Origin of the sequence: Candidatus Didemnitutus sp. (assembly GCA_019634575.1) — a bacterium.
Taxonomy (GTDB): Bacteria; Verrucomicrobiota; Verrucomicrobiia; order Opitutales; family Opitutaceae; genus Didemnitutus.
In genome coordinates this window covers 19,688-35,050 of the sequence record JAHCAY010000002.1, presented here as the reverse complement: position 1 = coordinate 35,050, position 15,363 = coordinate 19,688, and the positions used below count along the sequence as shown (strand labels likewise).

13 protein-coding genes and 1 tRNA gene are annotated in these 15,363 nt (G+C 65.4%); 6 read left to right on the top strand and 8 right to left on the bottom strand.

Annotation, left to right across the window (positions count from 1 at the left end):
• Positions 1–2 precede the first annotated feature (2 nt).
• Genes KF715_15145 through KF715_15130 form a run of 4 tightly spaced genes read right to left on the bottom strand, consistent with a single transcriptional unit; the run spans position 3 to position 2,883 of the window.
• Complete coding sequence (locus KF715_15145; protein MBX3738028.1) at positions 3–1,175, bottom strand: NADH-quinone oxidoreductase subunit D; 1,173 nt, start codon at positions 1,173–1,175, stop codon at positions 3–5.
• Positions 1,172–1,843 carry an NADH-quinone oxidoreductase subunit C gene (locus KF715_15140; GenBank protein ID MBX3738027.1) on the bottom strand — a complete coding sequence of 224 codons (672 nt, stop codon included), beginning with the start codon at positions 1,841–1,843 and terminating at the stop codon, positions 1,172–1,174. Before KF715_15140 ends, KF715_15145 begins: the two co-directional genes overlap by 4 nt.
• A gap of 3 nt (positions 1,844–1,846) precedes the next feature.
• Entirely contained in the window at positions 1,847–2,515 is a 669-nt protein-coding gene (locus KF715_15135; GenBank protein MBX3738026.1) for an NADH-quinone oxidoreductase subunit B, read from the bottom strand.
• Complete coding sequence (locus KF715_15130; GenBank protein ID MBX3738025.1) at positions 2,512–2,883, bottom strand: NADH-quinone oxidoreductase subunit A; 372 nt, start codon at positions 2,881–2,883, stop codon at positions 2,512–2,514. Before KF715_15130 ends, KF715_15135 begins: the two co-directional genes overlap by 4 nt.
• Positions 2,884–3,104: 221 nt before the next feature.
• On the opposite strand from KF715_15130, the gene KF715_15125 reads away from it, so the two are divergent.
• Complete coding sequence (locus KF715_15125; protein MBX3738024.1) at positions 3,105–3,338, top strand: ferredoxin; 234 nt, start codon at positions 3,105–3,107, stop codon at positions 3,336–3,338.
• Positions 3,339–3,514: 176 nt separating this feature from the next.
• On the opposite strand, the gene KF715_15120 is transcribed toward KF715_15125, so the two are convergent.
• Positions 3,515–4,000, bottom strand: a complete 486-nt coding sequence (locus tag KF715_15120) for a hypothetical protein (GenBank protein ID MBX3738023.1) — start codon at positions 3,998–4,000, stop codon at positions 3,515–3,517.
• A 236-nt stretch (positions 4,001–4,236) separates the two neighbouring features.
• Between KF715_15120 and KF715_15115 the strand changes: the two genes are divergently transcribed.
• A complete protein-coding gene (locus tag KF715_15115) occupies positions 4,237–4,875 on the top strand; it encodes a DUF374 domain-containing protein (protein ID MBX3738022.1) in 639 nt (212 codons plus the stop codon).
• Positions 4,876–4,902: 27 nt separating this feature from the next.
• On the opposite strand, the gene KF715_15110 is transcribed toward KF715_15115, so the two are convergent.
• Positions 4,903–5,304 (bottom strand): hypothetical protein, encoded by a 402-nt coding sequence (locus KF715_15110; protein ID MBX3738021.1) that lies wholly within the window; start codon positions 5,302–5,304, stop codon positions 4,903–4,905.
• A 183-nt stretch (positions 5,305–5,487) separates the two neighbouring features.
• Here KF715_15110 and KF715_15105 point away from each other — a divergent pair.
• Positions 5,488–5,563 (top strand) — tRNA-Ala (locus tag KF715_15105).
• Positions 5,564–5,594: 31 nt separating this feature from the next.
• Here the strand turns inward: KF715_15105 and KF715_15100 are convergent.
• Both KF715_15100 and KF715_15095 read right to left on the bottom strand, forming a co-directional pair.
• A complete protein-coding gene (locus KF715_15100; protein ID MBX3738020.1) occupies positions 5,595–7,055 on the bottom strand; it encodes a hypothetical protein in 1,461 nt (486 codons plus the stop codon).
• A 638-nt stretch (positions 7,056–7,693) separates the two neighbouring features.
• A complete protein-coding gene (locus tag KF715_15095) occupies positions 7,694–10,765 on the bottom strand; it encodes a TonB-dependent receptor (protein ID MBX3738019.1) in 3,072 nt (1,023 codons plus the stop codon).
• 241 nt (positions 10,766–11,006) lie between these two features.
• Between KF715_15095 and KF715_15090 the strand changes: the two genes are divergently transcribed.
• Genes KF715_15090 through KF715_15080 form a run of 3 tightly spaced genes read left to right on the top strand, consistent with a single transcriptional unit; the run spans position 11,007 to position 15,362 of the window.
• On the top strand, positions 11,007–13,097 hold the full coding sequence (locus tag KF715_15090) for a glycoside hydrolase family 2 protein (GenBank protein ID MBX3738018.1): 2,091 nt from the start codon (positions 11,007–11,009) through the stop codon (positions 13,095–13,097).
• Positions 13,094–14,464 (top strand): beta-glucosidase, encoded by a 1,371-nt coding sequence (locus tag KF715_15085; protein MBX3738017.1) that lies wholly within the window; start codon positions 13,094–13,096, stop codon positions 14,462–14,464. Before KF715_15090 ends, KF715_15085 begins: the two co-directional genes overlap by 4 nt.
• Positions 14,451–15,362, top strand: a complete 912-nt coding sequence (locus tag KF715_15080) for a DUF1501 domain-containing protein (protein ID MBX3738016.1) — start codon at positions 14,451–14,453, stop codon at positions 15,360–15,362. Before KF715_15085 ends, KF715_15080 begins: the two co-directional genes overlap by 14 nt.
• Position 15,363: the final 1 nt, after the last annotated feature.

The following is a 15,363-nucleotide window of genomic DNA, read 5'->3' as shown; positions in this document are numbered from 1 at the left end:
GGTTAGCGGTCCACTTCTCCGAGGACGATGTCGATGCTGCCGAGGATGACGACGGAGTCGGCGATGGTGTGGCCGAGGCACATCTCCTCGAGCAGCGTCAGGTTGATGAGAGTCGGCGGACGGACGCGGTAACGGTAAGGATTCGGCGTGCCGTCGCTGATGAGATAGAAACCGAGTTCGCCCTTCGGGCCTTCGATGCGGCCATAGGCCTCGCCGGCTTTCGGGCGGAAGCCGCGGATCTTCGCCTTCGGGTCCATGACGGGGCCGGCGGGGAGATCGCGGAAGGCTTGCTCGAGGATTTTGACCGACTCGCGCATTTCGAGAATGCGGAGCATGTAGCGGTCGTAGGTGTCACCGTGTTCGCCGAGCGGGACGCGGAAGTCGAAGCGCGGGTAGAAGCCGTAGCCGTCGACCTTGCGCAGGTCGTAGTTGTAGCCGGAGGCGCGGAGGCACGGGCCGGTGATGCCGGCGTTGATGGCCTTCTTCGCGTCGAGCACGCCGATGCCTTGCGTGCGGGCGAGCATGATCTCGTTGCCGGTGAGCATCTGCTCCCACTCGTCGAGGAAGCGCGGATAATCCGCGACGAGCTTCTGGGCGGCGGCGATCCACTCGGGCGTCGGGTCGACGCGGCAGCCGCCGAAGCGCTGGTAGTTGCACATCATGCGCGAGCCGCTGAGCGCTTCGAAGAGGTCGAGGAACTTCTCGCGCTCGCGGAAGCCGTAGAGCAGCGGCGTGAACGAGGTGCCGAGGTCGTTGAAGAGGAAGCCGACGAGGCAGGTGTGGTTCACCAGGCGCGTCATCTCCGCGAGGATGACGCGGAGGTATTGCGCGCGGTCGGGGACGGTTTGGCCGGCGAGCTTCTCGACGGCGAGTGCGTAGGCCCAATTGGTCGACATCGAGCAGAGGTAGTCGAGTCGGTCCGTGTAGGGCATCGTCGCGAGGTAGCTCGTGCCCTCGGCGATCTTCTCGTGATTGCGGTGCAGGTAGCCGAAGACGGGCTTCAGCTTCACGATCTGCTCGCCGTCGAGCGTCGCGACCATGCGGAACACGCCGTGGGTGGACGGGTGCTGCGGTCCCATCGAGACCTCGAGGAGGTCGCCGTGGAACGGGTCTTTCACGGCGCGGACGGTCGGGCCTTGGTGGGAGGTAAAGTTGGAAAATTGCGAGAGGCTCATGGCTTCACCTCCGGTTGCGTCGCGGGTGCGGCAGGCGGCGGAGCGGGATAGTGGGCCTTGGCGCGGGCGAGGACGGCGTCGTGCGGGGTCGGCTCGTATTCGAAGTCGTCCGGCGAGACGTAGTCCTTGCGCATCGGGTGATCCTTGAACTCGTCCCACATGAGCAGGCGGCGCAGGTCGGGATGGCCCTCGAAGACGATGCCGTAGAGATCGAAGATTTCGCGCTCCTGGAAATCGCAGGATTTCCACACCGGCGTCAGCGAGGGAAGTTTCACGTCGTCGCGGCGGTTGCCGGTGCGCATCCGGATCACGACCGGGCCGTGACGCAGCGCCATCGAGTAAAGGTGATAGACGGCCTCGAGGTAGCCGGGCTCGGTGCGCTTGGTTTTCTCTTCAACGACCTTGGCCGGACCGCCGGCGGGATCGGCGACGGTGGTCTTCTTCACGTCGACGATTTCCTTGTCGAGCCAGTCGACGCCGGTGGCGTTGGAGCAGTAGTCGAGTTGCAGCGCGGCGTCGTCGCGGAGGAAGAGCGCGATCTCGCGGCCGAGCTTCGAGTCGATGAGCAGCGAGTGCTCGGCGGCGGCACCGGGGTTGAGCTGGATTGAGACCTTGGCGCCGGGGAAGCGCGCGGCGATGCGATCGCGGATTTGTTCGAGCGTTTCCATGGCTCAGGCCTTGCGCGGGAGCGACGGCGGCGACCACACGTCGGGATTTTTCGAGGGCACGATGTCGTGCTCGCCGTATTCGGGGACCGGAAATTCGCTTTGCACGTCGGAGCGCAGGTGTTTCGCGGCCTGCGGGCCGGCGACCTTCTCCGTCTGGATCTTCTTTTGGAGTTCGATCAGGCCGTTGAGCAGCGCCTCGGGGCGCGGCGGGCAGCCGGGGATGTAGATATCGACCGGAATGAAGCGGTCGACGCCCTTGAGGACGTTGTAGCCCTGCTTGAAGGGGCCGCCGGAAATCGCGCACGCGCCCATGGCGATGCAGTATTTCGGCTCCGGCATCTGGTTCCAGAGGCGGACGACGTTCGGCGCCATCTTCTTGGTGACGGTGCCGGAGACGATCATGAGGTCGGCCTGGCGCGGCGACGGGCGGAAGATCTCGGCACCGAAGCGGGCGATGTCGAAGCGCGCCGTGGCGGCGGCGATCATCTCGATGGCGCAGCAGGCGAGGCCGAACTGCAGCGGCCAGATGGAGTTGGCGCGGCCCCAGTTGTAGAGCTCCTCGAGCGAGGTGAGCAGGATGCCGTGGCGGCGGAGCTCTTCGCGTTCCGCGTCGGAGATGTTTCCGGCGGCCGGGAACGGCGTCGGAGTTGGCGTGGAGGGAGCGTCGCTCATTTCCAGTTGAGGTGGCCGCGGGCCCAGGCCCACACGAGGCCTTCGGCGAGGAGGAGGATGAACACCAGCATCGCGAGCAACGCGCCCGCGGGCAGGCCGGTGAAGGCGACGGCGAAGGGCAGGAGGAACAGCACCTCGACGTCGAAGATCAGGAAGAGAATCGCGTAGAGATAATAGTGCGCCTTGAACTGGATCCAGGATTCGCCCTGCGGTGGCAGGCCGCACTCGTAGACGGCGTTCTTGAGGGCGTTCGGCTTGGCGGGCTGGAAGAACCGCACCCAGAGTTGGGCGACACCCAAAAGCAGAAGCGGGAAGGCGACAGCGACGCCAAGGAAGAGGGCCAGGAATGCGTGGGGATGGCCGTTCATGTTTTTTGAGTAAAGCCAGCTTCGGAATCTGCCAACTTCTATTCAACGCCGGAACCGTTCCGTTAATTGTCAGAAGCTAATCATCCGTTGGCTGGGGCGCGCGATTAGGGGCGGTGCAACTAATATCACTCCGCCAAGAAACGCGAAGTGCCCGGCAAGGCGTGGCGAGCGGGGTGCGCGATGACACGCTAAAGTGAGCGCGTAACTCCACTCCCTCCACCATGGCCACTCTCACTGATCGTCTCTCCTACAACGTCGCGGGTCGCTTCTATGTCGACTCGAGCTGCATCGACTGCGACCAGTGCCGCGTCATCGCCCCGGATCATTTCGGGCGCAACGAAGACACCGGCACGTCGTTCGTGGTGAAGCAGCCGGTCACCGACGAAGAGATCGCCAAGTGCAAGGAAGCGATCGATTCCTGCGCCACCGCCTCGATCGGCGACGACGGCGCGTAACCAATTTGTGTGTTAGTTCGTGTGTTCAACCGGCCGCGGCGCTTAGCGCCGGGCCGGTTTACGCTTTATAGGGGTCGGCTTCAGCCCTTGCTTTGACGTCGCGAGGTGCGCGCCAGCGCAGAGAGGGGAACATCCCAAGTGGCGGGAGCGGGAAGAACGGGCGCTGGAAGCTCCCGCTACTTTGCCGCCGGGAAACTGGCGCTACTCCGCCAGAGCTCCACTTCGCCGGCGATGCCGTGGCGCGCGAGCTGCGCGGCGATCTCGTCGAGCGACGGCTCGACGACGCGGTGTTTCGCGTCGCCGGGCCACTCGGGACGAGTCGTGCGGGCGATGGCCCAGCAGGCCCAGGCGCGCCAGCGGCGTTGGTCGCGGCGCGGTTCGTTCATCCGGTCGGCGAGGTGTTGGAAATGCACGCGAGGATTGCCGATGAAGATGTCCGGCGGCGTGTGGGCGAGAAACCAGCGCATCGCCGCGTAGGGCAACGGCCAGTCGTGCAGCACGGGCTCGTCGCCCCGCAGGTCCGCGCCCAACGCGCGATCGAGGCAGAGCGTGGCGCGCGCCGCGAGGCCGCGTTGCCAGAGGTAGTGGCCGTAGGTGAGGGCGGTGAGGTAAAACTCCGCGCCGCGCGCCTCGCCGTGCGCCGTGAGCGCGGCGGCGTCCATGGCCGCGGGCGGCGTGGGCAGGTGCGGGCAGGGCGGGAGGGCGTGGGTCACATCTTTCCTCTCTCTTAATCTTTCTCTTTCTCTCCGGCGCGGTGTGGCATGTGCGCCAGACAGAGAGAAAGATTAAGAGAAAGATAAAGAGAAAGATTCGGCGTAGCCGGCGCGGGCGAAGTTGAGCTTGGCGGGCGGGCCCCGCTCCGCGCATAACGGAGGCTCTGGAAGAACAGACCTCAGACTTGATCAACGAAGTGCGCGGCTGGCGGCGCGCAGCGTTGTGGTGCGTGGCGACTTTGCTGCGCGTGTGGGTGCGCACGCTGCGTTACGAAGTAGATGCCGAGACGGCGAAGCGCCTCTCGAAGTCCGACGTGCCGGCGGCGATCGTGCTGTGGCACAACCGGCTGTTTCTCTCGCCGGAGTTCTTTCGGCGATTCCGCACGCAGCGGCGCGTCTACGGCCTCGTCAGCGCGAGCAAGGACGGTGCGTGGCTGGCGGCTTTTTATCGGATGATCGGCATCCATCCGGTGCGCGGCTCGAGCAGCAATCTCGGGCGTGAGGCGGCGCGGTTGTTGATCGAGCGGATGCGGGACGGGCACGACATCGGCATCACGCCGGATGGTCCGCGCGGTCCGATGTATGTGGTCGAACCGGGCGTGCTGGTCGTGACGCGGCGGCTGAACGCGCCGATGGTGCTGCTCGGCGCGGAGTTCACGCGCGCGAAGCGGTTGCGGAGCTGGGACCGGCTCTATGTCCCGTGGCCGTTCTCGCGGGTGAAATTGCGCTGCACGGTGCTCGAGCCGGTGCGCGCGGACGGAGAAAAAATCAGCGCGGAGGATGTCCGCGCTGCGTTGTGCGCGATCAATCCTGATGTGGACTGATCGCGGCGGTGGCGACTGAGCGTTCGCTCAGAAGGTCGGCGTGACGGTGACGCTCTGGCCGGGTTCGACGACGTAGTCGTTGCCGGTGCACCAAGTGACGTCGTTGATGAGGACCTTGAACACGACGGGAGCGGTCGCGTCCTTGATCGTGGCGGCCCAGCCGTCGGCGGCGATGCAGTCCATGGCGACGCCGTGGTCCCAGCTGAGGCCCGGGCCTTCGCCGCGGAGGTAGAGGTGGTTGCCGAAGCCGATGTCGAGGCGCGCGGAGATGACCGTGGCGGGCGGCGCGGGCTGCTCGGATTTGCGGCGAGCGGCGGGCGTGGCGGCGGCGGGAGCGGCGGCTTTCTTGGCCGGGGCTTTGGCGGGCGCTTTGGTGGCTTTTGGAGCGGCGGCCGCGGGGGCGGCAGCCTTCTTGGTGGTCTTCTTCATGGTTTAAATGGGAGTGATGCGACTGGCGGAGGGTCTGTTTCCCGCCGCTGGTGGGGAGGTGCAACAGCAAATTCAGGGCCAGACCCGGAGCGGGGTCGGTAGATTTACGGCAACATCTGCGCGATGACCGAAAAAATTTGATTTACTCCGGGGAAATCGGCCTGCAAAAAAACACCTCCCCTCGGGGCAGTAGCTCAGTTGATAGAGCGCGTCGTTCGCAACGACGAGGTCGTCGGTTTGATCCCGATCTGCTCCACCACTTTGGTATCGAACGGCGGAAAGTCAGGCGGCTACCTCTTTTTCGCTCGTTCGCGTAAAACCGCATCTCTGGCGAGATCCTCTTTGATCCAGTTGATGCGCCATGACAGCCGGCGGCGCACCTCTGAATCCGGAGTTGCATCACAGACTTCCTGCAGTGATTTCAGGATCATTGGGCCGACCGAGTCCACCTGATTGCCCATGGCCTCGCATGCGATGAGGACGCATGCTGGGTCGCGCGAGTCGAAGAGCGGACGGAGTATTTCTAATTTATCCTCGCGTGCCACAACCATCCAAAGGGAATGGCCCCAAGTCTGGCAGGTGCGCTCCTTTTGCGGAGGATGCTCGCGGAGCATTGCGAAAAAGGCGGGGAGGTAAGGAAGGCCCAAGCGCCCCAATTCCCCATACGCTCCAACGAGCATCTCGTTTACGGGAGCTTCAGCTATCACAAATTCGGCCAGAATCTTTGCCCGCTCGGCGATCGCTGCTCTTGCCCGGGCTAAAGCTGACTCGCGATCGGGGCCATTCACTCCTGCCCAAGCTGTGAGCGAAGCAACCTCGTAGCTGAATTCGCCGTCGAGGTAGCTCTTGTTGTGTTGTCTAGGACGCGCCGCAACATCCTCCAAGTGCCCGCAGGCGGTGTCCAATTCAGACAAGATCGCCGCTACCTGGCTTATTCCCTGGATAACGCGAGGTCGGCTGACGGGGTTGTTTCGATACGTTTCAATCAGCCATGGGAGAAAGTCGACCGCCTCGATGCTTCTACAGCCGTAATCGTTGATCATGGCGGCATGTAGCTTCTCCTTGAGCAGGCGGCCCCCGAGTCCGGAGTGAGTTGGGAGCACCACGCGAAGATCCAGATTGTTTGATTCCGGGACTCGCTCGCTAAAGGCCTCGTTGAATGTATGCCCCCCGAGGGTGCGTTGCCATGAATGGCGAATCACCACTTCGCGTTCACCTTTACGGGGCATCTGGACGTCTATATCCCAAAAAGTGGGCATAGCCGACAACATGTTCGAGGGCGGAAACGGGTGGCGTAGTTCTATGCGCGCCGATTGCGCCTCTCGCAGCCGGACCATGAATTGCCCTTCAGTTCCGGTCGTCAACCCACTGCCACCAGCACCTACACCCTCCTCGTAGACGACAACTTTGACTGCCACTCCCGGCAAGGATTTCCCTTCCACGTCAGAGACGATGAAATGCAGGTCGGTAATCCTACCCGCAAGGAGTGAGCCTTGTGGGGAGTAGACGAGGACGGATAACCCCACGCACAAGGCTGCCGCGGGCAGAGCTGTCGCGAGCTTCCAAGCTTCTTTCTTCGGTCGGGCAAGATAGCACAGAACCAGCCCAACAAGAGCCGCGCCCATCATCCCGCCCAGAAAAAGCATGGCAAACTCCACGCCAATCGCGTCGGGCCCCCGGATGTGCCCGAGGGCCGCCATTTTGGAGAACGCCCAAAATGACGTGTAGGCCAAAAACAGCACGGTAGGCATCCAAGCGAATACCACCCACGGTCGCGCTCTAAACCGGAAGCACAGCACCACGCCTATCGCCGGACAAAGGAGAGCCATCCATCCGAGCTGAGAAAATAGATTCGGCAATGTCATCGCTAGGTCAGTTGACCATTTTGGTGGCAAGCAATGGGCGCATGCGACGCGTATCGTTGCGATGCTTCCAGCCCGATAAGAATTTTAGTCTGGGGCTTAAAATCACTTGGATATCAGCATCGCCGTGGCCCCGGTTCCGCCAAGGACGATCCTAGAAACCGAGGCGATCTGGGCAACTGGAAACCCCGGGATTCTGGGCAGGCTTGGTGTGGTTTAACACTGAAGCGACAATGTTCAGCCCCGTCCCAGGAGCCAAGTTTAGCACTCCCCAAAATCGTTCGCAGAATAAGTTTATCACCTCACCGTTCGTGCTAAACGGCCTTGTGCTCCACCAAATTTCCTAAAACGCATCCGGCCGCCGACTTTCGTTGGGCGGCCGGGTCGTTTTCCGGGCGGCGCGATGGCCTGCGGGAAAAAGAAAACGGGCCGGCATTGCTGCCGGCCCGCGGGAGGGATGGCGAGCCCCCGCTCGCCTCCGAGCCTGCCGCCGACTGCTCTGTCGCGGCAGGGCTCGACCCGAAGGGTTAGAACGTGCCGCGGATGCCGAACGTCCAGTTCGTGCCGTAGTTCTCGTAGCGGAAGAGCACGTCGGGGTTGCCGGCGCTCTTTTCCATCAGAAGGTGCGGGGCTTCGAAGATGTTGCGGCCGGCGAAGAAGAACTGGAGCCGTTCGTTGATGATGATGGCACCGCTGAGGTCGCACTTGGTGTTGCGCTTCTGGTAGCGGTTGGCGGCCTGATACGGTCCGGAGTCGTCCTGCCAGATCGCGCTGAAGCTGACGTTGAACCACTTGTTGCGGTGGGCGAGCGTGCCTTTGAGCGTGTGCGGGATGACGCCGAGGATGACTTGCGAGGGCGGCGTCTCGACGTAGGTGCGCGTGTAGGAGGCGGTCAGCGAGGTGCCTTGCATGAACCGCGGGAGGAAGTTCAGGTATTGCTGGTAGGAGTATTCGAGGGAGCTGTAGGTGACGGGCAGCGGGGCGCTGGTGTAGCTGATGAAGTCGTAGCCGTCGTAGTTCGGGTCGGTGTTGCCGTATTCCTCGGAGGTGAGCGTCTTTTGGAGCGTCTTGTTCGTGACCTTGTTGCGGCTGGCGACGAGCTGGAGGTTGTTCACGCCGGTGCTGCCGAAGAAGTAGCCGAGCGAGGCGGCCATTTTCTGGGAGCGCTCGGGGAGCAGGTTCGGGTTGGGCGTGTTGATCTGGAGCGCGTCGTCGTTGATCTGGCGCGTGCCGCTGATCTTGCCGAGGTCGGGGCGGCGGATGGTTTTGCCCCAGCCGATGTCGAAGAGGAGGTTCGGGAGGATGGCGTATTTGGCCGTGGCGCTGGGGAAGTAGTCGGCGTAGTCGCCGTGGCGCTGCACGCGCGGGCGGGAATACTTGTAGTCGATCGCCGCGGTGCTGTTCGGGGCGCCGGCGGCGGTGACCGGATAACCGGCGGCGGCGACCTGCTGGTTGGAATACGGATCGAGTTCGGTGGAGTCGATCTCGGTGAGCTCGTAGCGCACGCCGCCTTGGAGGATGAGTTTTTGGATGCGCGTGTTGCCCATGAGGTAGCCGGCGGTGACGGTCTCCTTCACGTCGTAGGTCGGCTGGTTGAGATAGGTGCCGGATTCGTAGTTCGCGAGACTGATGCCGGAGGTGGACGAGCCGGTCGCGCTGGTGGGGAGCGTGCGGACGAAATACTCGGGGTGCTCGGAGAAGAGGTGGCCGAGCGTGTCGCGGTCGGGGAACGCCGGGGCGCCGCCGCCGTTGATCGAGGTGAAGGTGACGCCGGGCTGGTTGCCGCTTTGGAAGAGCACGAAGGGCGACGGGTAGTTGCCGAAGGAGCCGGTGGTGCCGCCGCCGGGGCCGACGTAGAGCCACTTGTCGGAGTCGTTCGAGTTGCGCGCCCACTGGTAGTTGCGGGTGCGCTTGGCGCCGAACTGGAGGAAGGACGGGAGGCGGAACGGCAGCGTGTAGCGGGCGTTCACGTCGCCGGACTTGATGTCGATCGTGTTCTGGCGGTTGTCGTCGGAGATGCGCGGGTTGGTCTGGAGCGCGAGGTTGGTCCAATCGTTGCCGCCGGTCTGCGTGATCTGCCAATCGGCCGCGTCGGGGGCGGAGCGCGTGGCGGTGAAGCCGATGCCGGTGACGTTGTTCACCGGGGTGTTGGCGACGAGTTTGTGCGCGAGGTTGTCGTAGTCGTTGCGCGAATGCGACGTGGTGAAGGAGCCGTCGAGGCGGAGGTTCTCGCGGCGGTATTCGAAGCTGGGCGAGAAGGTGAGCGTATTGGTGAACTTGGCGCCGTTGCCGCCGCCGAACTGAAGGCTGCCGAGATTGGTGGGCGAGGAGCCGTAGGAGAGCACGCCGTCGCCGGGGACCGTCGCGCGGGTGCCGCCGGCGATGGCGGTGACCTGGCGGTTGTAGAATTGCGCGTGGTAGCGGCTGAAGAGGGCGTTGAGCGAGAGGGTGAGATTCGGCGTGGCGCGGAAGTCGAACGTGGCGGTGTAGCTGCCGCGGTTGGTCCATTTCGGGCCGTCCTTCAGGAGCACCTGCGTGAGCACTTGCGGGCGCGTGTCGGTGGCGGTGGGCGTGCGGTTGTAGGTGTGGTCGACGCGGTATTGCTCGTTGTAGAGATTCGATTCCTGGAAGTTGAGGATGACGCCGAGGCGGTTGTTCAGGAAGATGTCGGAGTAGTAACCGTTGAAGTTCGGGCGCCATTTGCGGCCGATGCGGTCGCCGGGTCCGGGCGTGGCGCCGAGCGTGAATTCCTGCGAGTTCAGCACGGTGGAGAGCGTGGCGCCGAAGTGGCGGCCTTTGCGGTCGAAGGCCTTTTTCGTCTTCAGGTTGATGTTGCCGGCGGGCGCGTTGGCATCCATCGCGGCGCTGGTGACGCGGTTGAGCTCGATCGATTCGATGCTGTTGATCGAGATGCTGTCGAAGCCGAAGGAGCGGTTCGCGGTGCCGGAGGCGGAGTTCTCGAAGCCGACATATTGGCCGAAGGAGTCGGCGCTGGCGATGTTCTTGCCGTCGAGCGTGACCGAGGCGTATTCGGAGCTCATGCCGCCGATGCGCGGGCCGCGCGTGTCGGCCTCGACGTATTCGAGCTCGACGCCGGGGAGGAACTTGAGGAACTCGCCGACGTTGCCCTCGGTGATGTTGCCGAACGCGTCGGAGGCGACGGAGCGGCTCATGTTCATCGAGTTCTTCTGGCGCGAGAGGGCCTTGGCGTTGCCGTCCTTCTCGGCGGTGACGGTGAACGCCTGCAATTGCACGACGCTCTCGGTCTTCGGAGCGGTGCCGACCTCGATTTCCTGATTCGTGGTCTCGCCGGCGATGACGGTGACTTTCATCGAGACCGGCGGCAGGCCGAGGTAGGTGACGGTGATCGTCGCCTCACCGGCCGGCACGCGGGGAAGCGAGAAGTAACCGCTCGTCTCGGAGACGGTCGAGAGCTCGGTGCCCTCGACGCGCACGACGGCGTCGCGGGGATATTCCTTGGTCACGGCGTTGTAGACGTGACCGGCGATCGTGCCGGTGGCGTTCTGGCCGAACGCGACGACCGCACAGGCGAGGGAGACGAGCGCAGCAAGCGCCCGGATGGGTAGGGATCGTTTCATGGAGGTGCTAGGGGGATGAGGCCGCGGGTAGAGGCGGTGCTCGACGTGGCGGACGCGCCATTGGGGTGCGTGCGAGCGTGCGGAGATTATCGCGCGGCGCGGCGAGCCGCATCCCTCGTTGGAGGGAGAGTGCGCGAATGGACGTCCCTCCAATGAGGGATGGCGTTCACGGTCCGCTGCGGTAGAGTGCTCGGTCCGTGGGCGGAACGATTTCTGCGCGCGGCTTGCTGTGCTTTTCCCCATGCCCTTTCGGTTTCTTCGTCGCGTCGCCTGGTCGGGCGCGGCCTGTTTCATCGTCTCGCTCGCGTGCGCCGCGACGCCGGCGCGCCTCACGCAGGAGCTGACGGACGCCTGGCGCTTCCGCTTCGGCGAGCTGCCCGCCACGCCCGCCCTCGCGGACGCCGCGCAGTGGAGCGAAGTCGCGCTGCCACACACGTGGAACGCGCGCGACGGCGCCGATGGCGGCGGCGACTACGCGCGCGGCACCGGCTGGTATGTGCGGCGCTTCACGCTCGGGCCGGAGTGGGCGACGAAGCGGGTGTTTCTCGAATTCGACGGCGCCAGCCGCGCTGCGAAGGTGTTTCTCAACGGCCAGCTGCTCGGCGAACACGTCGGCGGCTTCGCGCGCTTCCGCTTCGACGCGACGCCCGCGCTGGACCGCGCCGGCGAAAACGTCCTCGCCGTCGCGGTGAGCAACGCCCCCGACGGCACCGCGCCGTTCAGCGCAGACTTCACGTTCTTCGGCGGTCTCTATCGCGGCGTCCGCCTCGTCGGCGTGGACGGGCTCCACGTCGAGCTGCTGGATCACGCCTCGTCCGGCGTCTACGTCACTGCGCAGCACATCACGGCGGAAAGCGCCGATGTCTGCGTTGTCGTCCTCGTGCGCAACGACGCGGCGCACGACGTGCGTGGCGAGATCGAGGTGACGCTCCGCGACGCGGCGGGCAACGTCGTCGGCACCGCGCGCAAGGCCGCCGAGTTTCCCGCGGCGACCACGGCGCACAACAGCCTCGATTTCACGCTCGCGCACCCGCGCCTCTGGGACGGCCAGCGCGATCCGCATCTCTACCGCGCCAGCGTCGTCGTGCACGCCGACGGCGCAGCGCGCGACGCGCTCGAGCAGCGCTTCGGCGTGCGTTCGTTCCGCGTCGATGCGGACAAGGGTTTCTTTCTCAACGGCCGCCCGCTCGACCTGCACGGCGTCAGCCGCCATCAGGACCGCGCCGGCAAAGGCTGGGCGATCAGCGCGGCGGACGAGCGCGAGGATTTCGCCCTGATCCGCGAGATGGGCGCGACCGCGATCCGCGTGGCGCATTACCAGCAGTCGGCGTTGTGGTTCGACCTCGCGGACGAGAGCGGCTTGGTGGCGTGGGCCGAGATTCCCGTCGTCAACGAGGTGCCCGCCGGCGCGCACTACCTCGAGAATGCCCGCCAGCAGCTGCGCGAGTTGATCCGCCAGAATTACAACCGTCCCGCGATCGTCGTCTGGGGCGTGGGCAACGAGACCCGCGAAGACGGCGAAAGATCCGGCGGCCCGATCCGCGTCAACGGCGTCGAGTCGAACCGCGTGATCGCCGCGCTCGCCCAAACCGCCAAGGCCGAGGATCCCACGCGCCCGTCCGTCTACGCCTCGAATCACCCGGCCGAGGACGCGCGAAATTTCCACACCGAGGTCACCGCCTTCAATCGCTACTACGGCTGGTATCACGGGCGCGCCGACGAGATCGGCGGCTGGCTCGACGACGCGCACCAGCGCTACCCGGCGCTGCGTTTCGGCATCAGCGAATACGGCGCCGGCGCCAATCCCGCGCAGCACGAGTGGCCCGCGCGCAAGCCGCCGCACGCCGGTCCGTGGCATCCCGAGGAATACCAGAACGTCTATCACGAGACGCACTGGCTGGCGCTCCGTGCCCGGCCGTTCCTCTGGTGCAAATTCATCTGGAACATGTTCGACTTCGCGATCGATTCGCGAAACGAAGGCAGCACGCCGGGCATGAACGACAAGGGCCTCGTCACCTACGACCGCCGAGTGAAAAAGGACGCGTTCTTCTGGTATAAAGCCAACTGGAGCGACGAGCTGGTGTTGCACCTCACGAGCCGCCGCTGGACGGAGCGCCCCGCGGGCCGCTCCGAGCTGAAGGCCTACTCGAACGCCGCGCGCGTCGAACTCTGGCTCGACGGCCGTTCGCTCGGCGCGGTCGAGAACGCCGAGCACCGCTTCCGCTGGCCGGTCGAACTCGCCCCCGGCGAACACCGGGTCGTCGTGCGCGCCGGTGCGTTGTCCGACGAAATCACCTTCACCTGTCTCCCCGCGAAACCCCCCACCCCATGACCAAGCTCTCGCTCGCCGCGCCGTCCGCCGCCCGTCCGTTCCCTGCCGATTTCGCCTGGGGCGCCGCTTCCGCGTCCGCCCAAGTCGAGGGCGCCGCGCAGGAGGACGGCAAGGGCGAGTCGATCTGGGATGTGTTCGCCCGCCGTCCTGGCGCGGTGAAAAACGGCGACACCCCGGCGGTCGCGTGCGACCACTACCACCGCTGGCGCGACGATCTCGATCTGATGGTCGACCTCGGCGTGAAACATTACCGCCTGTCGATCGCGTGGCCGCGGATCATGCCGGACGGCGTCGGCACGCTGAACCGGCGCGGACTCGATTTCTACTCGCGCCTGTTCGACGCGATGCTCTCGCGCGGCATCACGCCGTGGGTGACGATGTTTCACTGGGACTTGCCGCAGGCGCTCGAAAACAAAGGCGGCTGGCCCACGCGGCAGGTCGTCGATGCCTTCGCCGACTACGCCGACACGCTGGTGAAAACCTACGGCGATCGCGTGAAGAACTGGATCACGCTGAACGAAATCGCCGTCTTCGTGGACAACGGCTATTCGATCGGCCGCCACGCGCCGGGACGGAAAGAGGATTTCGCAACGGTGCACCAGGCATTCCATCATGCCGTGCTGTGCCACGGCCACGGCGTGCGCGCGGTGCGCGAGCACGGCGGCAAGGACGCGCGCGTCGGCCTGACCGACAACTCGCGCGCGATCACGCCGGTCAGCGAGACGCCCGAGAACATCGCCGCGGCGCGCGTCGCGTTCGCGCGGCAGAACTGCCGCATCCTCGAGCCGATCTTCACCGGCGCCTACGGCGAGATCTACCAGAAGCACACGAAGGGCTGGCTGCCGCAGATCGCGCCGGGCGACATGGCGCTCATCTCCGCGCCGACGGATTTCCTCGGCATGAACATCTACTCCGGCGATTTCGTGCGCGCCGGCGCGCACGGCGAGCCCGAGTCCGTGCGCGTCCCCGAGCATTATCCGGTCGCCGACAGCCCGTGGCTGCGCTGGAACGCCCGTGCGCTCTACTGGGGACCGCGGCACGCGGTCGAGGTGTTCGGCGCGAAGGCGGTCGTCATCACCGAAAACGGCGCCGGCTACGACGAGACGCCGCCGGTGCACGGGCAGGTGAACGACCTGCACCGCCTCGAATACATCCGCGCCTGTCTCGGCGAGCTCCACCGCGGCCTTCGCGACGGCGTGCCCGCGCTCGGCTACTTTGCGTGGTCGCTGATGGACAACTTCGAATGGGCCGAGGGCTATGAGCGACGGTTCGGACTCGTCTACAACGATTTCATGACGCAGCAGCGCACGCCGAAAGCCAGCGCGCTCTGGTATCGCGAGGTGATGAAAGCCAATGCCCTCGTCTGACGCCGCCTCGATTTCGCGCCGCGCCTTCGTGCGCGCGCTCGGCCTCGCCGGCGCTGCCGCTGCGGCCGCGCCGCTCGTGAACGCGGGCGTGTTCCGCGCGTCGGCGCGCGGCCCGCGCACGCTGGTGCTGATTCACCTCGCCGGCGGACACGACGGCTGGAACACGTTCGTGCCGGTCGATTCCGACGACTACCATCGCGCGCGGCCGACGCTGGCGCTGCGCCGCTCCGATCTGCTCCGGCTCGACGAAACGCTCTGGCTGAACCGCGCCGCGAGCGACCTCGCGCCGCTGTTCGAGCGCGGCGAGTTCGGCGTCGTGCCGCGGGTCGGTTTCGCTCCCTTGAGTCTCAGCCACTATCGCGCCACGCAGATTTGGCTTGGCGGTAGCGCGCCGGACGAGGTGGTCACGACGCCGTGGTTCGCGCGCGGCGATGCCGCTGTGACCGAGTTGCGCGGCGATTTTTCGGCGGCGCTCGTCCGTGTAGGCGCCGAGGCCGCGGCGCGCGACCGGAGCGAAGTGTTCTTCGTGCGGCTCGAGGGCTTCGATACGCACTTCGACCAACGCGCGGCGCACGATGCGGCCGTCGCCGAGTTCGCGTGTGGCGTGGCGCAACTCCAGCGCACGCTCGCGCGGCGCGGGGTGGCGGACCGGGTGTTGACGGTGGCGTTTTCGGAGTTCGGTCGGACGCTCGCGGAAAACGAGTTCGGTGGCACGGACCACGCGCCGCTCGGGCAGTGTTATTTCATCGGCAAGACGGTGCGCGGAGGCTGGCGCGACCCGATCGATTCCTTGGCGGCGATGCCCGCCGTCGACCATCGTCGCGTGATTGCGACCGGCGAAAATTGGCTCGGCTGGCCGTCGCGGACCGGATTCGCGCCGCTGCCGCGGCTCACCTGAT